The organism is Aeromonas sp. QDB18, from assembly GCF_027705325.1.
Taxonomy (GTDB): Bacteria; Pseudomonadota; Gammaproteobacteria; order Enterobacterales; family Aeromonadaceae; genus Aeromonas; species Aeromonas caviae.
In genome coordinates, this window is the sequence record NZ_JAPDBQ010000002.1 from 62,723 (window position 1) to 79,656 (window position 16,934).

15 protein-coding genes are annotated in these 16,934 nt (G+C 64.7%); 7 read left to right on the forward strand and 8 right to left on the reverse strand.

Annotated features, from left to right (window positions below; genetic code table 11):
- Positions 1 to 69 precede the first annotated feature (69 nt).
- On the forward strand, positions 70 to 1,872 hold the full coding sequence (locus tag OKC30_RS00840) for a hybrid-cluster NAD(P)-dependent oxidoreductase (protein WP_160836872.1): 1,803 nt from the start codon (positions 70 to 72) through the stop codon (positions 1,870 to 1,872).
- Positions 1,873 to 1,952: 80 nt separating this feature from the next.
- On the opposite strand, the gene htpX is transcribed toward OKC30_RS00840, so the two are convergent.
- From htpX to bioB, 5 genes are all read right to left on the reverse strand, one after another.
- The gene (gene htpX, locus OKC30_RS00845) at positions 1,953 to 2,825 is read right to left on the reverse strand and encodes a protease HtpX (RefSeq protein WP_160836874.1); all 873 of its coding nucleotides are present in this window, start codon (positions 2,823 to 2,825) and stop codon (positions 1,953 to 1,955) included.
- 113 nt (positions 2,826 to 2,938) lie between these two features.
- Complete coding sequence (bioD, locus tag OKC30_RS00850; RefSeq protein ID WP_141116465.1) at positions 2,939 to 3,619, reverse strand: dethiobiotin synthase; 681 nt, start codon at positions 3,617 to 3,619, stop codon at positions 2,939 to 2,941.
- 108 nt (positions 3,620 to 3,727) lie between these two features.
- Entirely contained in the window at positions 3,728 to 4,531 is an 804-nt protein-coding gene (gene bioC, locus OKC30_RS00855; RefSeq protein WP_160836876.1) for a malonyl-ACP O-methyltransferase BioC, read from the reverse strand.
- On the reverse strand, positions 4,521 to 5,717 hold the full coding sequence (bioF, locus tag OKC30_RS00860) for an 8-amino-7-oxononanoate synthase (RefSeq protein WP_119196827.1): 1,197 nt from the start codon (positions 5,715 to 5,717) through the stop codon (positions 4,521 to 4,523). The genes bioC and bioF overlap by 11 nt, the downstream gene beginning before the upstream one ends.
- On the reverse strand, positions 5,714 to 6,802 hold the full coding sequence (bioB, locus tag OKC30_RS00865) for a biotin synthase BioB (RefSeq protein WP_043155235.1): 1,089 nt from the start codon (positions 6,800 to 6,802) through the stop codon (positions 5,714 to 5,716). The genes bioF and bioB overlap by 4 nt, the downstream gene beginning before the upstream one ends.
- Before the next feature lie 193 nt (positions 6,803 to 6,995).
- Between bioB and bioA the strand changes: the two genes are divergently transcribed.
- Together bioA and OKC30_RS00875 are read left to right on the forward strand one after the other, a co-directional pair.
- A complete protein-coding gene (gene bioA / locus OKC30_RS00870; RefSeq protein ID WP_270662115.1) occupies positions 6,996 to 8,270 on the forward strand; it encodes an adenosylmethionine--8-amino-7-oxononanoate transaminase in 1,275 nt (424 codons plus the stop codon).
- Between the two features lie 135 nt (positions 8,271 to 8,405).
- The gene (locus OKC30_RS00875) at positions 8,406 to 9,227 is read left to right on the forward strand and encodes a HAMP domain-containing protein (RefSeq protein WP_119196830.1); all 822 of its coding nucleotides are present in this window, start codon (positions 8,406 to 8,408) and stop codon (positions 9,225 to 9,227) included.
- On the opposite strand, the gene OKC30_RS00880 is transcribed toward OKC30_RS00875, so the two are convergent.
- Positions 9,215 to 9,511 carry a hypothetical protein gene (locus tag OKC30_RS00880; RefSeq protein WP_160836884.1) on the reverse strand — a complete coding sequence of 99 codons (297 nt, stop codon included), beginning with the start codon at positions 9,509 to 9,511 and terminating at the stop codon, positions 9,215 to 9,217. The genes OKC30_RS00875 and OKC30_RS00880 overlap by 13 nt on opposite strands.
- 240 nt (positions 9,512 to 9,751) lie before the next feature.
- Between OKC30_RS00880 and asnS the strand changes: the two genes are divergently transcribed.
- The 3 genes from asnS (at position 9,752) to OKC30_RS00895 (ending at position 13,574) form a co-directional block, all read left to right on the forward strand.
- Positions 9,752 to 11,152, forward strand: a complete 1,401-nt coding sequence (gene asnS / locus OKC30_RS00885) for an asparagine--tRNA ligase (protein ID WP_119196832.1) — start codon at positions 9,752 to 9,754, stop codon at positions 11,150 to 11,152.
- 297 nt (positions 11,153 to 11,449) lie between these two features.
- On the forward strand, positions 11,450 to 12,793 hold the full coding sequence (locus OKC30_RS00890; RefSeq protein ID WP_124813852.1) for an anaerobic C4-dicarboxylate transporter: 1,344 nt from the start codon (positions 11,450 to 11,452) through the stop codon (positions 12,791 to 12,793).
- 124 nt (positions 12,794 to 12,917) lie between these two features.
- Positions 12,918 to 13,574: a hypothetical protein gene (locus OKC30_RS00895; RefSeq protein ID WP_010674060.1), complete on the forward strand. Its 657-nt coding sequence runs from the start codon at positions 12,918 to 12,920 to the stop codon at positions 13,572 to 13,574.
- 70 nt (positions 13,575 to 13,644) lie between these two features.
- Here the strand turns inward: OKC30_RS00895 and OKC30_RS00900 are convergent, their stop codons facing one another.
- Together OKC30_RS00900 and dcuC are read right to left on the reverse strand one after the other, a co-directional pair.
- A complete protein-coding gene (locus tag OKC30_RS00900) occupies positions 13,645 to 14,784 on the reverse strand; it encodes a M20 family metallopeptidase (protein ID WP_124813947.1) in 1,140 nt (379 codons plus the stop codon).
- Between the two features lie 140 nt (positions 14,785 to 14,924).
- The gene (gene dcuC, locus OKC30_RS00905) at positions 14,925 to 16,301 is read right to left on the reverse strand and encodes a C4-dicarboxylate transporter DcuC (protein ID WP_119196835.1); all 1,377 of its coding nucleotides are present in this window, start codon (positions 16,299 to 16,301) and stop codon (positions 14,925 to 14,927) included.
- A gap of 285 nt (positions 16,302 to 16,586) precedes the next feature.
- Here dcuC and OKC30_RS00910 point away from each other — a divergent pair, with 285 nt between their 5' ends.
- A complete protein-coding gene (locus tag OKC30_RS00910; RefSeq protein ID WP_010674057.1) occupies positions 16,587 to 16,901 on the forward strand; it encodes a hypothetical protein in 315 nt (104 codons plus the stop codon).
- Positions 16,902 to 16,934 lie beyond the last annotated feature (33 nt).

Sequence of the window (16,934 nt, forward strand, 5' to 3'; positions counted from 1 at the left end):
TTGCCGCCCGGGACAGGAATCGTTATCTTCCCCTCTTCACAGGAATCGCCACAGCACAAGGACCAGGACATGCCGACCCTCGCCAGCATACATCTCTACCCCATCAAATCGACGGCAGGCATGCCGCTGGAGCGCGCCCGGGTGACCCAGGAGGGACTTGCCGGGGATCGCCGCTACATGGTGGTCAAACCGGATGGCACCTTTATAACCGCCCGCACCCATCCCCAGTTGCAGCAGGTGGTGGCCACCCCCGTCGAGGGGGGGCTGCAACTGCGCTATCCGGGTCTGCCCCCCCTTGCTCTCATGGAGGCGGCGTTCAGTCGCGCCCCTCAGCACACCGGTGTCTGGGGGGATCGCTTTACCGCCCTGCACACCGGGCCAGAAGCCGATGAGTGGCTGAGCCGGGTGGCGAGGGAGCCGGTGCGCCTGCTCTGGCTCGGGGAGGCATCCGATCGTTTTCGGGAGAAGACCGGCACCCGGGTGAGCTTTGCGGACGGCTACCCCTTGCTGCTCATCAGCCAGGCTTCCCTTGAGGATCTCAACCTGAGATCCGATGCCTTGCACCAGATAAGCCAGTTTCGTACCAACCTGGTGGCAAGCGGCACCCGCCCCTTCGAAGAGGATGGCTGGAAGCGGATCCGCATCGGCGAGGTGGAGTTTCGGGTGGACAAGCCGTGCAGCCGCTGCATCATGACCACGGTGGAAGCAGGCTCGGAGCGCTTCAATGCCCTGAAAGAGCCGCTGGCTACCCTCACCCGCTACCGCCGTGGCGAAGATGGTGAGGTCTATTTCGGCCAGAATCTGGTGGCCCTGAACGAGGGGTGGATTGAAGCGGGCAGCGAGATCGAGGTGCTGGAGCGGGCCCGGGCGCCGGTCTACCCCAACGCGGCCCCGAAAAAGCGGGAGCTGGTGTGCGTCGCCCGGGAACCCCTGGCCCGGGATCTGGAAACCTTCTGGTTCGAGGCCGCCGACGGCGAGCCCCTGCCCGACTACCTGCCTGGCCAGCACCTGCCCATCAGCCTCGATATCAAAAACACACGGGTTCAACGCCGCTACACCCTGAGCTCCACGCCGGAGCGGCCCGAGCGTTACAGCATCAGCGTCAAGAAGCTGGCCGATGGCCGCCTCTCCCCCTGGCTGCACCATGAGCTGAAAGTGGGCGATCACCTGCTGGCCGCCCCCCCGGCCGGCGAGTTTCACTTAGGGTCCGAGCGCAGGCTGCTGCTGCTCTCGGCGGGATCCGGTGTCACCCCCATGCTCTCCATTGCCCGCACTCTGGCACTACGGGGGGAGCTCGGTGACGTCCACTTCATGCACCTATGTCGCAGCGAGGCGGATATTCCTGCCGCCAGCGAGCTGCACGCCATGGCGCAGCAGGGAATGACCCTCACCCTGATCCTCAGCCAGCCCGATGCGCACTGGCAGGGGCTCAAGGGACGACTCGGCGATGAGCACCTCGCACAGGTCAAGCAGCTCACCGAACGGGAGGTGTTCATCTGCGGCCCCCACGGCTTCATGGCCGATGCAGCCAACCGGCTGACCGCCCTCGGCGTACCGGCCGGGCGCATCCGCCAGGAGAGCTTTGGCGGGGCCCTGCTCTCGGTGGCCCGCCCCCATCAGGCGGTGCAACTGCGTATCGGCGAGCGGGAGTTTGCGGGCAACAACCAGGGCACCGTGCTGGATCAGGCCAACAAGCAGGGGGTAGAGCTGCCCTGGAGCTGCCGTGCCGGCATCTGCGGCAGTTGCAAGCAGACCCTGGTCTCGGGCGAGGTGGATCACCCCGATGCCCCCGCCATCAGCGCCGCCGAGCGGGCCGAGGGCAAGATCCTCGCCTGCTGCGCCGTGCCCCTGACGGATCTGGTGATCAAATAGGGTGATCGGGGGGCAAAACCCTGTCCCCGGAATGCAAAACGGCTGCCCGAGGGCAGCCGTTTTCTTTAGATGACTGGCTATCAGCCACGCAGGGCGGCGATGCGCTGCTCGATGGGCGGGTGGCTCATGAACAGCTCGCTCATGGAGCGCTTGCCGTTGATGCCGAACGCCATCATGGAACCCTCCGTCTGCGGCTCGGCACCGCGGGCGAGACGCTGGAGCGCGGCAATCATCTTGTCGCGGCCGGCCAGCTTGGCGGCACCGGCGTCGGCACGGAACTCGCGCTGACGGCTGAACCACATGACGATGATGGAGGCGAGCACGCCGAACACCATCTCCAGCACGAACACGGTGATGATGTAGGCGAAACCGCCGGTGCTGCTGCTCTCTTCCTCGTTGTTGGAGCTGAAGAAGTTGCTGATGACGCCGGCCACGATGCGGGCGAAGAACATCACGAAGGTGTTCACCACCCCCTGGATCAGGGTCAGGGTCACCATGTCGCCGTTGGCCACGTGGCTCACCTCGTGGGCCAGCACGGCTTCCGCCTCGTCGCGGCTCATGCTGTAGAGCAGACCGGAGGAGACGGCGACGAGGGAGTCGTCACGGCGGGCGCCGGTGGCAAAGGCGTTCATCTCGGGGGAGTCGTAGATCCCCACTTCCGGCATCTTGATGCCAGCCTCACGGGCTTGACGGGCAACAGTGCTCACCAGCCAGTGCTCGGTCTCGTTGCGGGGCTGCTCGATGACCTGGACGCCATAGCTGCGCTTGGCCATCCACTTGGACATCAGCAAGGAGATAAAGGAACCCCCAAAACCGAACACGGCGCAGAACACCAACAGACCGGAAATGCTGGACTTGTTGATCCCCAGAACCGAGAACAGGATATTGAGTACCACCCCCAGCACCAGCATGACGGCCAGGTTGGTCACCAGGAATAGCATAATTCGCTTCATATTGACTCCTTGTGAGATATGGATGCATGGTTCGGGGCGCCCCAAGGGCGACCGATGCCACACTTGCCCCAGATAATAGACAGACTCGATGAATGTTTGCTGAATGTCTGGCCTCAGAGCAAGGGCGACACATCAAGACAGTGGTGCAAATCCACCTCATTCACCGCGTCCACGAAGGGGAGCTCCCCCAGAAATGGGGCCGGCAACATGGCTTTCAAGGTGTCCAGGTTCTCCTCGTAGCGGCTCATGTGCGGATCCACCCGGTTGATGACCCAGCCCGCCAGGGTCAACCCCTGCTGGCGAATGGCGCTGACGGTGAGCAGGGCATGGTTGAGGCAGCCCAGCCTGGCCCCCACCACCAGGATCACCGGCAGCCGCTCCTGGGCGACCCACTCCGAGAGCAGACGCTGGTGATCCAGCGGCAGGAACCAGCCCCCCGCCCCTTCGACAATGACGAGATCGGCCCCAGCTCCCTCAATCTCCCGCAAGCCGGCGGACAGCCCCTCGAAGGGGATGCTCGCCCCCCGCTCACGGGCGGCGATATGGGGGGCGATGGGCGGCTCGAAGGCATAGGGATTGACCTGCTCGTAGGGCAGCGCAACCGTGGCCGCCTGCTGCAACAGCAAGGCATCCAGATTGCGAAGCCCCTCCGGGGTGTGGGTGCAGCCCGCCGACACCGGTTTGTACCCGGCGCAGCGAATGCCTCTGGCGGCAAGCGCCAGCAACAGGGTGCGGGCCACCAGGGTCTTGCCCACGTCGGTGTCCGTGCCCGTGATGAAATAGGATGTCCCCATGATGATTCCTCGATGCAGTGCAGGGGCGCAGAGGCGCCCCGATATCCATGGTGAAAGGCAGGCGCACGTCCTGCCGCTGAAGGGGTGGGTGCGCCGGGTCTTTTTGTGTCAGCGCCGCACCAGGCGCCCGAGGCAGACCTCGTAGCTGGCGGCCAGCAGGCCGTCCGGTTGACGGTGGCGCTCGTAGGCCTCCCCCAGTCGCACCAGGCGCTGGCGATGACCCAGGCCCGCAGACCGCTCGTCGTTGACCTGGCTCGCGCCTATCCCCTTGAGGTCGCGCAGCAGTCCGCTGAGCGCCGGGTAGGCGAGGGACCAGGTCAGCGGGCAGAGCGCCGGGGCCTCGAAGCCCCCGTCACGGGCCGCCTGCTGCAACTGGGGCAACGTCAGGAAGCGATTGACATGGTCACGACCATCCACGGCCCGCCAGGCCTCCCGCAGTTGCCACAGTGACCCCGAAAGCAGGGTCGAGAAGAAGACCTGGCCACCGGGTTTGAGCACCCGGTTGAGCTCGGCAAAGGCCTGGGCCGGCCGCTCGCACCACTGCAGGGCCAGGCTGGAGAAGACCCAGTCCAGGCTCTGGTCGGCAAAGGGCAGCCCCTCCGCATCGCCGCACACCAGGCGGGCTCCGCTGCCGCGAAGGGCCGCCTGGGCCAGCATGCCGGGAGCGAGATCCAGCCCGGTCAGCGTCTCACAGCGCGGCACCAGGGCAGGCAGGAAGAAACCGGTGCCGCAGCCCAGATCCAGCCCGACCCCTGAGCGCACCTCTTTCACGCCCCCCTCGTCCATGCGCGCCAGCAGCGACTGCCCCACCTCCTGCTGGAAGCGGGCGTGGGCGTCGTAGTGGCGGGCCGCCGCCCCGAAGCGGCGGGCGAGCTGTGCCTTGTCGACCGACTGGAAACGCTCATGCACCATGGGCGCCCCCTCTCTCGTCAGTGGATGGGCTGGGCCCCAGGGCCTCGAGCAGGCGATCCACGTCATCTTCGCCATGGGCAGCGCACAGGGTGATGCGAAGGCGCGCCGTGCCGACCGGCACCGTGGGCGGGCGGATGGCACCGGCCCAGACACCGCACTCCCGCAGGCGCTCGGCCAGTTGCAGGGCAGCGACGCTCTCCCCCACCAGCAGCGGCTGGATGGGGGTATCGCTTGCCCCAAGCCGCCAGCCGAGCGCCTGCGCCCCCTGCCGGAACCGGGCGACAAGGCGAGCCAGGTGGGCACGGGCCTCGTTGGCTACGCGTACCAGCTCGATGCTCTGGCGCACGGCGCACGCCTGGGCGGGGGGCATATGGGTGCTGTAGACATAGTGGCGGGCAAAATTGACCAGGTACTCCACCAGCTCGCGACTGCCGCCCACAAAGGCGCCGGCCACCCCGAGCGCCTTGCCGAAGGTCCCCATCTGGATGTGCACGCTGGCCGGGTTCACCCCCTGGGCCGCCAGGGTGCCGCGCCCCTCGGCACCCAGCACGCCGAGGCCGTGGGCATCGTCAATCATCAGCCAGTTGCCGCTTCGGGATGCGAGTGTGGCCAGCTCAGCCCAGGGGGCCTGATCCCCGTCCATGCTGAAGACCCCTTCCGAGACGATCAGGCCCCGGTTTGGCTCAAGCAGCCGCTCAAGGGCCGCCATGTCGTTGTGGCCGAAGCGCTTCATTTTGCAGGGGAGCTGGCTCCCCATCTCCTGCAAGGAGGCGTGGTTGAGCCTGTCCTGCCACAGCAGGTGATCCTTGCCGAGCAGGGCCTTGAGCACCGCCTGATTGGCGGAGAAGCCACAGTTGAACAGCAGCACCGCCTCTACGCCGAGCCAGTCGGCAAGCGTCTCTTCCAGCTGCTGGTGGGCGCGGCTGTAACCAGTCACCAGGGGCGAGGCGCCTGCCCCCGCGCCATATTGCGCCACCCCCGCCGTGAAGGCGGCCTTGATGGCGGGGTGACCCGCAAGGCCCAGGTAGTCGTTGCCAGAGACATTGAGGTAATCGCGCCCCCCGACCCGGATCCGCCCGCCGTTCGCCACATCCACCGGGGTGCGTCGGCGCAGCAGGGTGGCCTGTTCACGCTCGGCCAGCGCCTCCCCCAGGGCAAAGGGGCCGATAACAACGGGCGTCATCATGGACGGAGGACATCTGCGCGGGAACGGGTGGCATCGTAGAAGAGTTCGCTCGGCTCGCTCTGGCGGTTCACCTCGGCCAGCAGCTCCTCCTCTTGAACCTGATCCGGCTTCTGGGCCCGCTGGGCGGGGCGAATGCCGAGGCGCTTGAAGAGCTGCATGTCGCTGTTTTCGTCCGGATTGGGGGTGGTCAGCAGCTTGCAGCCGTAGAAGATGGAGTTGGCCCCGGCCATAAAGCACATGGCCTGCATCTGCTCATTCATCTTCTCCCGCCCGGCGGAGAGGCGCACGTGGGAGGCCGGCATCATGATGCGCGCCACGGCGATGGTGCGGATAAATTCGAACGGGTCCAGGTTCTCCTGGTTCTCCAGGGGCGTCCCCTTCACCTTGACCAGCATGTTGATGGGCACGCTCTCCGGGTGGCGGGGCAGGTTGGCGAGCGCCATCAAGAGGCCCGCCCGATCTTTCGCCTGCTCCCCCATGCCGACGATGCCGCCGGAGCAGACCTTCATGCCGGCGCCGCGCACATGCTCCAGGGTGTCGAGCCTGTCCTGATAGGTGCGGGTGGTGATGATGTCGCCGTAGAACTCCGGCGAGGTGTCGAGGTTGTGGTTGTAGTAATCGAGCCCCGCAGCCCCGAGACGCGCCGCCTGATCGGCGGTCAGCATCCCGAGCGTCATGCAGGTCTCCATACCGAGCCCGCGCACCTCTTCAATCATGCGCAGGATATAGGGCATGTCCTTCTCTTTCGGGTTGCGCCAGGCCGCCCCCATGCAGAAGCGGGACGAGCCGTTGGCCTTGGCCTCCCGGGCCCGCTCCAGCACTTTTTCCACCTCCATCAGCCGCTCGGTCTCGAGCCCGGTGTGGTAGCGAGCGCTCTGGGGACAATATTTGCAATCTTCCGGGCAGGCCCCGGTCTTGATGGAGAGCAGGGTGCTTACCTGCACCTCGTTCGGGTCGAAATGGGCGCGGTGCACCGTCTGGGCCTGGAACAGCAGATCGTTGAATGGCAGGGCAAAGAGATCCTGAACCTCGGACAGGGTCCAGTCGTGACGAAGGGCGTGGGCACCCGCGGTGAGAGCATTCATACATGGCTTCCGGTTGTTATTGGTGGGATCCTGCGCCGCGCTCAAGAGAGCGTTCGCCGCAAGACCCGCCAGCTGGACAGCGCGACGCCAGGGCGTGCGCGAAGCCAAGTGGCTGAAATTGTTGGCTAGTGTAGAGAGCACGCGTAGACTGTCAACACCGACCAGATCAAATCAATTGACAACAGAACATAAAATGACCAATCAAGAATTCGACCTGCACCACGTCTGGCACCCCTATACCTCCCTCACCCATCCCCTGCCCTGCTATGAAGTGGCCAGCGCCAAAGGGGTGACCCTCACCCTGACGGACGGGCGCGAGCTGGTGGATGGCATGAGCTCCTGGTGGGCCTGCGTTCACGGCTATCAGGTGCCGGAACTGGACGCGGCCGCCGCCGCCCAGCTCGGCAAGATGTCCCACGTGATGTTTGGCGGCCTGACCCATGCCCCGGCGGTCGAGCTCTGCCGCAAACTGGTGGAGATCACCCCGAAGGGGCTGGATCGGGTCTTTCTGGCGGATTCCGGCTCGGTGGCGGTGGAGGTGGCCCTCAAGATGGCCCAGCAGTACTGGCATGCCAAAGGGACGCCCCGCGCCAAATTCGTTGCCCTTCGGGGCGGCTATCACGGCGACACCTTCGGCGCCATGAGCGTGTGCGATCCCGATGGCGGCATGCACGAGCTCTACCAGGGCTTCCTGCCCGAACACCATTTCGTCGAAGCGCCCAGCTGCCGTTTCCACGCCCAGTGGGACGAGCAGAGCGTGGTGGAGCTGGCCACCCTGGTGGCGGATCATCACGAGGAAATTGCCGCCATCGTGCTCGAACCCATCGTCCAGGGGGCGGGCGGCATGCGCTTCTATCACCCCCGCTACCTGCAGTGGGTGCGCGCCCTGTGCGACGAGTTCGGCGTGCTGCTGATTGCCGACGAAATCGCCACCGGCTTTGGCCGCACCGGCCAGCTGTTTGCCTGTGACTGGGCCGGCATCAGCCCCGACATCATGTGTCTGGGCAAAGCGCTCACCGGCGGCTACCTGACACTGTCGGCCACGCTCACAACCGAGCATGTGGCTCGCACCGTGTGTGACGGCAAGGCGGGCGTCTTCATGCACGGCCCCACCTTCATGGGCAACCCGCTCGCCTGCGCGGTGGCCAACGCCTCCATCGAGTTGCTGCTCGCCTCCCCGTGGCAGGCGCGGGTGCAAGCCATCGAACACCAACTCAAAACCGAACTGGTGGAGCTGACCCTGCACCCGGCGGTGGCGGATGTGCGGGTGCTCGGCGCCATCGGGGTGGTGGAGATGAAGGAGCGGGTGGACGTGGCGCGCATCCAGCGCAAGTTCGTGGAGCTGGGCGCCTGGATCCGTCCCTTTGGCAAGCTCATCTACCTGATGCCCCCCTTCGTCATCACCCCTGAAGAGCTGCGGGTATTGACCGGCGCCATCCACGAGGCCATCACCAGCGGCGAATATTGAGTCCGGTTGAACGGGCCCTGCATGAGAACGCAGGGCCTTTCGGCGCTTTTTCATCAGAATGTGAGCAAGACACCAAAACCCGTCCGGCGAGGAGAGTAGACTGCGCGGGTTTTACCCAACAGATGTACCAGTCCCATGCGCCTCTCCATTGCTGCCAAGATCAACTTCTTCCTGCTCTTCATCTTCTCCATGGTGTTGGTGTTTTCCGCGGCCTATCAGGCGGTGCGCGAGCGTGACCTCATCCTGACCCTCATCAAGGAACAGAGCCGCGAGCAGACCGAGGCCTACTTCGACGGCCTCAACATGCTGATGCTGACCGGCAAGATGGACGCCCGCGATACTCTGCGCGCCAAGTTTCTCCATCACGCCCACGTGGAAGATGCCCGCATCGTGCGCGGGGCGGCGGTCAACAAGCAGTACGGGCCGGGCCGTGACGTCGAGGCCCCGAAGGACAGGTACGATGCCCTGGCGCTGGCGGGCAAGGGGAGCCTGGAGGTAGAGCATGAGGGCATGCACAGCCGGCTGGTGGTGACCCGCCCGCTGCTGGCCAGAAAGGATTTTCGCGGTACCGACTGCACCAGCTGCCACCAGGTGCCGGAAAACACCGTACTGGGAGCGGTGCGTTTTGACTACTCCCTCGACACCCTGTTTACCCGGGTGGAGCAGAACATCCTCACCTCGGCCCTGAGCCTCACCCTCATCTTCGGGCTGGGACTCCTGCTCACCCTCTGGGTCATCCGCACCTGGATAGTCCGCCCCCTCAACCAGCTGACCCGCTCCATGGAGGAGGCCACCGATCGCAACGACTTCGGCCACAGGCTGGAGGGGGATGAAGGGGACGAGATTGGCCGGGTGGCGCTCGCCTACAACCAGATGCTCGACAGCGTGGAGCGCCAGATAGGCAAGCGCCCCGCCTCTCAGGAGCTGGATGACGGCGACGGCCCTCAGCCCCGGTAGTAAAGTAGCAGGCAGGCCACCAGGATCAGCAGCAGGATGAAGAGATTGACGTGGCGGGCATCTTCCTGCCGACGGCTGCGGCCACGGGCCAGCACCATCAGGGTCAGCAGGCAGCAACCCCAGAGCCCGCGCTCCAGCCAGGGGGTAAGCAGGGGATCCCAGCTCTGGCGCACCTTGACGCCCCCATAGACCAGAAAGCCGTAAGCCACCTCTGGCCGGGCGAAGTGATAGAGGGAGAGCAGGGCGACAAAGCCGCCCCAGCAGAGGATCACCAGCCCCTGCAACACCCGTATCCAGCCATCCGGCCCCCGCCTGCGCTCCTTCACCCTCACCCCCGTCCAGCCGCCATGATCCATGCACGATGCATGGGGAAATCCCCGCAAGGGTCCGACATTTTTGCTTGTTTATCAAACCTGCGCGGGTAAGATGAACGGCTTAGTCTGCCATGGTGGGCCAACTGCGCCCGGGCCAGACCCCTAGTGTTGCAAATAGCGCTGCAAGAACAAGCTGGAGACAATATTTCGATGACGCACGCATCCGTAGTTGATGTGCTGGCCGGTAAGTATTCGGTCGGCACCACCCTGACTGTGAAAGGGTGGATCAGGACCCGCCGCGATTCCAAGGCGGGGATCTCATTTTTGGCCGTTTCCGATGGCTCCTGCTTCCATCCGGTGCAGGCTGTCGCCCCCAATACCCTGGCCAATTACGAGAATGAAGTGCAACGTCTGACCACAGCTTGCTCCGTCGAAGTGACCGGCACCGTGGTCGAGTCCCAGGGCAGCGGCCAGGCGTTCGAACTGCAGGCCACCGAGGTCAAGGTGGTGGGCTGGGTCGAAGATCCGGACACCTACCCCATGTCTGCCAAGCGCCACAGCATCGAGTACCTGCGCGAGCAGGGCCACCTGCGTGCCCGCACCAACATCGTCGGTGCCGTGACCCGGGTGCGCAACTGCCTCTCCCAGGCCATTCACCGCTTCTTCCACGAACAGGGCTACCTCTGGATCGCGGCCCCGCTGATCACCGCCTCCGACACCGAAGGGGCCGGCGAGATGTTCCGCGTTTCCACCCTGGACATGGAAAACCTGCCGCGCACCCCCGAAGGCAAGGTGGACTATGACAAGGACTTCTTCGGCAAGGAGACCTTCCTGACCGTGTCCGGCCAGCTGAACGTCGAAACCTACGCCTGCGCCCTGTCCAAGGTCTACACCTTCGGGCCGACCTTCCGCGCCGAAAACTCCAACACCAGCCGCCACCTGGCCGAGTTCTGGATGGTGGAGCCGGAAGTGGCCTTCGCCAACCTGGAAGACAACGCCGCCCTGGCCGAAGCCATGCTGAAGTACGTCTTCAACGCCGTGCTGGCGGAACGCCGCGACGATCTGGAGTTCTTCGCCCAGCACGTGGACAAGGACGCCATCGGCCGTCTGGAGCGCTTCGTTGCCTCAGACTTCGCCCAGATTGACTACACCGACGCCATCGAAGTGCTGAAGAACTGCGGCAAGAGCTTCGAGTTCCCGGTCTCCTGGGGCATCGACCTCTCCTCCGAGCACGAGCGCTATCTGGCCGAGGAGCACTTCAAGTCCCCGGTGGTGGTGAAGAACTACCCGAAAGACATCAAGGCCTTCTACATGCGCCTCAACGACGACGGCAAGACCGTTGCCGCCATGGACGTGCTGGCCCCGGGCATCGGCGAGATCATCGGCGGCTCCCAGCGTGAAGAGCGTCTCGAGGTGCTGGATGCCCGTCTGGCCGAGATGGGCCTGAACAAGGAAGACTACTGGTGGTACCGCGACCTGCGCCGCTACGGCACAGTGCCGCACTCCGGCTTCGGCCTGGGCTTCGAGCGTCTGGTGGTCTACGTGACCGGCATGGGCAACGTGCGCGACGTGATCCCCTTCCCGCGTACCCCCCGTACCGCCGAGTTCTGATCGCGGACAACACGCGAATCGCATAAAGCCGACCCCTGGGTCGGCTTTTTTGTGCCCGTCGTTTCCCCTTCGTATTCCCATTGCCCCTGAAGCAGGACCAGATTTGGCCCCGGTAAAGCGAGTCTGCCGTAGTTTTTATGCACTTAAATCGGAAAAAGGCGAGTTGTTGAAGCAACGCAAATTTTTACCCCTTTAGGGAGGGCAGAATGACATCACTCCCTAAAGGGGTAAATAACGGCAGATGATCCCGGGGCCCTGGCCGATGGGGACATGGATTCAACCACACGAGGTAATGGAATGATCTTGATGGAATTTTTGGTGGTACTCGGCTGCTTGCTGCTGGGAACCCGCTTTGGTGGCATGGGGCTGGGTCTCATCAGCGGCATCGGTCTCTTCCTGCTGACCTTCGTCTTCGGCCTGGTGCCGGGCGAACCGCCGGTGCAGGTGATGCTGACCATACTCGCGGTGATCGGTTGCGCCGCCACCCTGCAGACCGCCGGTGGCCTCAACCTGATGATGCAGGTGGCCGAGCGCCTGCTGCGCCGCCACCCCCAGTACATCACCCTGCTGGCGCCGCTCACCACCTGGACCCTCACCTTCCTGTGCGGTACCGGCCACGTGGTCTACACCATGTTCCCCATCATCGCCGACATCGCGCTGCAAAAGAACATTCGCCCCGAGCGCCCCATGGCGGTGGCCTCCGTTGCCTCCCAGATGGCCATCTGCGCCTCGCCGGTGTCGGTGGCCGTGGTCTCCATGGTCTCCATCCTGGCGGCGGCCCACGGCGTGGGTCAGGCCTACGGTCTGCTCGACATCCTGATGGTGGCCATCCCCTCCTCCCTGACCGGCGTCATGGTCGCGGCCCTGTGGAGCCTGCGCCGCGGCAAGGATCTGGACAAGGACGAGGAGTTCCAGGCCAAGATCAAGGACCCCGCCCAGCGCGACTTCATCTACGGCGGTGGCGAGACCCTGCTCAATACCAAGTTCCCGAAAGAGGCCTACTGGTCGACCTGGATCTTCTTCGCCGCCATCGCCGCCGTGGTGCTGCTGGGGGCTGATGAGGCACTGCGCCCCGTCTTTACCATCAAGGACAAGACGGGCCCCCTCTCCATGAACCTGGTGATCCAGATGATGATGCTGATCGCCGGCGCCATCATACTGATGCGCTGCAAGGTCAAGCCGGGGGAGATCGCCAACGGTGCCGTCTTCAAGGCGGGCATGGTCGCCATCTTCTCCGTGTTCGGGGTCGCCTGGATGAGCGAAACCTTCTTCCAGGCCCACATGCCGCTGCTCAAAGAGACCCTGGCCCACGTGGTGCAGGCCCAGCCCTGGACCTACGCCCTGGTGCTCTTCCTCATCTCCAAGCTGGTGAACAGCCAGGCCGCGGCGCTGACCGCCATCGCCCCCATGGGGCTGGCGCTGGGGGTCGAACCCAAGCTGCTGATCGCCTTCCTGCCGGCGAGCTACGGCTACTTCGTGCTGCCGACCTACCCGAGCGATCTCGCCTGCATCGGCTTCGACCGCTCCGGCACCACCCGCATCGGCAAGTTCATCATCAACCACAGCTTCATCATTCCCGGCCTCATCGGGGTGGTGACCTCCTGTACCCTGGGCTTCATCCTGACCAGCATCCTGCTGTAACAGGCACCCAGTGCGAGCGGCTCCCCCGTGGGAGCCGCTTTTATCCCCGCATCCCCGGCCCGCGCTTTGCCATCGCCCCCCACTCTGGGTAGCATGACCCCTCTTTTCTTTGCGGAAATCCCCCATGTCTCGCGTCATCCTGCTCTGGAGCGGCGGCAAAGATGCCATGCAGGCCCTCTGCCACGCCCGGGAAGCGGGCCATCAGGTGGTGGCCCTGATCACCTTTGCCCCGCCAGCGCCCCGCTTTCTCGCCCATCCCCTGTCACAGGTTCGCCGTCAGGCGGCGGCCCTCGCACTGCCCCATCGGCTGGTCACCATCGAAGCGCCGTTCGATCTCGGTTATGAACGGGCCCTGGCGGCATTGAAAGAGGAGTGGCAACTCGATGGGGTCGTCACCGGCGACATCGACAGCGTGGGGGGCGCGCCGAACTGGATCCGCGAGCGCTGTCGCCCCCTGGGGCTCACCGTTCACACCCCGCTCTGGCAACAACCCCGCGAGGCGTTGCTGGCGGACATGCTGGCCCGCGGCATCGTCGCCCACCTCTCCTGCGTCGATACCCGGGTACTGGCCACCGAGTGGGTGGGGCGCAGGCTCGATGCTGGCACCCTCAGCGATCTGCAGCAACTGGCGGCAACCCGGGGCTTCGATGCCTGCGGCGAGCAGGGGGAGTACCACACCATGGTGACCGACGGCCCCGGGTTTGCGGCGCCGCTGACACTCGGCCACTGGCAGGTGGCGCGCCAGGAGCACCTCGCCTATCTGCTGGAGGACGAGGAATGACCTCTCACGAGGGCGACACATAAAAAACGGGAGGCGCTGGCCTCCCGTTTTGCTTGTCCTTAACGTTGACCTAGTTGGCCAGCTTGCCCAGCACCCGCTTAAGCAGGCGGATGCGCGGCTCGATGCTGTCCAGCAGCAGGAACTCCGCCTCCGAGTGAAAGCCCCCCCCCATGGGGCCGAAGCCATCGAGGGACGGCACCCCGGCCGCCGCGGTGAAATTGGCATCGGAGCCGCCACCGGCCTCCAGCCAGGTGAAAGGGACTCCCTCCTCCCTGCCTGCCGCCTCCACCAGTGCCATCAGGGCCTCGGTGTCGCCGCTCGGGCGCATCGCGGGCTTGAAGCTCTGGCGCGCCACCTCGACCCGGCAACCGGCGAGGAAGGGGTTGTTGGCCATGAAGGTGAGCCGGTCGTGCACCGCCTGCGCCTCTTCGTTGCGCCAGAAGCGCAGATCCACGATCGCCTCGGCAAAGTCGGGCACCACGTTGACGCCGGTCCCCCCCTGCACCACCCCCACGTTCATGGTGGTACCGGTTTCCATGTTGACCTGCTGGTTGATGGCGAGCACCCAGTGGGCCAGCTCCGTGATGGCGGAGATCCCTTGTGCCAGGGCCGAACCGGCATGGGAGGCCTTGCCGTGGAAGGTGATGCGGTACTTGGCATTGCCCTTGCGGGCGCTGATGAGATCCCCGCTCGGGCGGGCCGCCTCGGCCACCAGCACGCAGCCGCTCTGTCTGGCCCGCTCCACCAGCCACGCTTTGGACCAGGGGGAACCAATCTCCTCGTCGCAGTTGCAGCAAACCAGCACCTTGAGCCTGGCCAGCACGGCCGGGTCCAGCTCTTTCAAGGCATACCAGGTAGAGAGCAGGCCGCTCTTCATGTCCGAGACGCCGGGGCCAAAGGCCTGATTGCCTTCGATTTTCAGCGGTCGCTTGGCCGCCGTCCCCTCGGGGAAGACGGTGTCCATGTGGCCCACCAGCATGACGTCGTAGTGATCCGCCCCCGGGGCATTGGTTGCCTCGAGGCAGGGGCCGCACTCGGCGGCGAACTGGTGGCGGGTCACCTGCCAGCCGATGGCCTCATATTTCTCGGTCATGATGTCGGCGACCCGGGCCACCCCGGCCGGGGTGCGGGTGCCGCAGTCGAGGTTGATGAGCGGGGCGAGATCCGCCAGATAGGTATCGAGGGAAAACGGGCGCGTGAGGTCGTTCATTGTCTTCTCCATGGAACAATCTGCGTAAAACACAGACTGTTTTTGCAACGATAAGAGTGGGCGGGCACTCGACGCCGTCTCGTCAACGGCGGTCGGCCAGCGTGGATCAACTGGCCGCCGCCTCTACTACACCAGAGCCTTTACATGAACAGCAGATAGTTGAGGAGCAGCGCCGTCACCAGGGCCCCCGCCATGGGCACGCTGGTGCGCTTGACCACCACGAAGGGAGAGACCTTGGCGATGCCCGCACAGGCGATGAGCACCGCCGCGATGGGGGAGACGGTGCGGCCGATGCTCGAGGCGAGCTGCATCGGCAGCAGCATGGTCACCGCTGGCACGCCAAACTTGGCTGCCACCGCGGGGGCCAGGGAGGAGAAACTGAGGAAGGCTGCGTTGCCCGAGCCCATGATGACCGCCGCCACCATGATGAGCCCCACCATCACCAGGGTCATCAGGCCGCTGCCGATGCCGGCATTGCTGGCAGAGTGCAGCAGGGTATCGATGGCGCCGATGGCCTTGAGGGATTCGGCGAAGAGCTCGGCACAGACGATGAGCGCCACCACGGGGCCGAACACCTTGCCCATGCCGTCGAGGAAGCTCGACAGCCCCGCGAAGGCGGTGCGCACCGAGCGGGTGCGCAGCAGCTCGCACAGCATGCCGATAAAGACCGACAGCAGCATGGCCACCTCCACGCTGACGCTGATGCTGGTCACCAGGAGCTTGGAGAAGGTCATCATCAGTACGAAGGGGATGATGGGCAGCAGGCCGTACCAGGTTGGCGCGGCCACCTCGTCCGCCCCTTTTTCGTCAAGCTCCGCGTGCTCGCCGCGATGCAGGGCCGGATCCCAGCCCTCCTGACGGTCACAGTGCCGCTGCCAGAAGAAGTGCAGCACCATGGTCACCAGCAGCATGGGGGCCACCAGCCAGATCTGGTAGTCGACGAAGTAGCTGGTGGGATCCATGCCGGATTGACCGGCGGAGAAGATGGCGTTGGTCTGGGTCGGGCCGATTTCGAACGCCTGGGAGGTGGCGATGACGCCGCAGGCGGAAGCCGGGCTGATGCCGAGGTTGCGCATCACAGGGTACATGGTGACCATCAACAGCAGGCCAAGGCCGGTGGCGGAGGTGACGAACAGGGAGACGAAGACCGCCACCAGGTAGCAGATGGCCAGCATCAGGTAGCTGGACTGGATGCCCGCCACCGGTTTGACCGCCACCCGCACCAGGGCCTGGGAGGCGCCGATATGGGACATGTAGGTGGCAAAGCCCGCCACCGCCATGATGGTGAGGCCGAGCCCCGCCGCACGGTAGGAGAAGATCCCCTTGAACACCTCGAACAGGTCGAACAGGGCGAAGCCGGTGCTCTTGTCGGCGGGCAGAATGGGGTGCAGTCCCAGCCAGTAGGCGACGGTGAAGAGGGCCATGCCCGCCAGCGCCAGCACCGCCTGCGGGTTGTAATCCTTGATGATGCCGTAGACCACGGCGATCAGCACGAGCAAGACGAAGACGAGTTCCAAGGTGCACTCCTGACAAGATTATCGAGAAGCGCAATCTAGTGGTGGATCTCCCCTTTCCTCTTGATCACCATCAATAAAGATGGAAAGAGCAAACGTTTGTAGATTTTTATTCCAAAAATAAAACTAAAAACGACATTTAACATCACAGAACTGGATCTAGAATGCTCCCCAGGGTATCCCTGACCGACAACCGCCACTTTGTTTGCGTTGGATCAACATCCCGCCGTGGTGAACTGGCCAAGATGCCCGTCGACACAGAGCGACCATTTCGCACCGGAGAGAGTTATGACAAACCAAGCCACCGCAGGCACCCCGACCTGCGACTGCAAGCTGTGGGACATCCTCGTCGAGTCTGCAAAGGAACGCACCACCATTCGTTACTCCAAACTGGCCAGGCAGGCCGGGCTGGAGCAGTGCCAGGATGAACTGCGTACCCTGCTGCAACGCATCCGCATGTATTGCACCGAAAATCACCTGCCCATTCTCTCCGCCATCGTGATGGATGACGTGGGCAAATACGCCGGCCTCTCCTCCAGCCTGCCGGATGCCCCCTGGGAGCGGGCACGGGTCTTCGATCACGAGTGGACCACCCTGCACTGAGTGCCGCCCCCTGAATCCGGAACGTGCCCAGAC

What these genes read in the sequence shown, in the direction of transcription:
- OKC30_RS00895 (WP_010674060.1), top strand. Translation starts at nt 12,918, where the DNA reads ATGTCTCGCGTCATCCTGCTCTGGAGCGGCGGCAAAGATGCCATGCAG.
- bioF (WP_119196827.1), bottom strand. Translation starts at nt 5,717, where the DNA reads ATGATGACGCCCGTTGTTATCGGCCCCTTTGCCCTGGGGGAGGCGCTG.
- bioA (WP_270662115.1), top strand. Translation starts at nt 6,996, where the DNA reads ATGACCAATCAAGAATTCGACCTGCACCACGTCTGGCACCCCTATACC.
- OKC30_RS00910 (WP_010674057.1), top strand. Translation starts at nt 16,587, where the DNA reads ATGACAAACCAAGCCACCGCAGGCACCCCGACCTGCGACTGCAAGCTG.
- OKC30_RS00840 (WP_160836872.1), top strand. Translation starts at nt 70, where the DNA reads ATGCCGACCCTCGCCAGCATACATCTCTACCCCATCAAATCGACGGCA.
- asnS (WP_119196832.1), top strand. Translation starts at nt 9,752, where the DNA reads ATGACGCACGCATCCGTAGTTGATGTGCTGGCCGGTAAGTATTCGGTC.
- bioD (WP_141116465.1), bottom strand. Translation starts at nt 3,619, where the DNA reads ATGGGGACATCCTATTTCATCACGGGCACGGACACCGACGTGGGCAAG.
- htpX (WP_160836874.1), bottom strand. Translation starts at nt 2,825, where the DNA reads ATGAAGCGAATTATGCTATTCCTGGTGACCAACCTGGCCGTCATGCTG.
- bioC (WP_160836876.1), bottom strand. Translation starts at nt 4,531, where the DNA reads ATGGTGCATGAGCGTTTCCAGTCGGTCGACAAGGCACAGCTCGCCCGC.
- OKC30_RS00890 (WP_124813852.1), top strand. Translation starts at nt 11,450, where the DNA reads ATGATCTTGATGGAATTTTTGGTGGTACTCGGCTGCTTGCTGCTGGGA.
- bioB (WP_043155235.1), bottom strand. Translation starts at nt 6,802, where the DNA reads ATGAATGCTCTCACCGCGGGTGCCCACGCCCTTCGTCACGACTGGACC.
- OKC30_RS00875 (WP_119196830.1), top strand. Translation starts at nt 8,406, where the DNA reads ATGCGCCTCTCCATTGCTGCCAAGATCAACTTCTTCCTGCTCTTCATC.
- OKC30_RS00900 (WP_124813947.1), bottom strand. Translation starts at nt 14,784, where the DNA reads ATGAACGACCTCACGCGCCCGTTTTCCCTCGATACCTATCTGGCGGAT.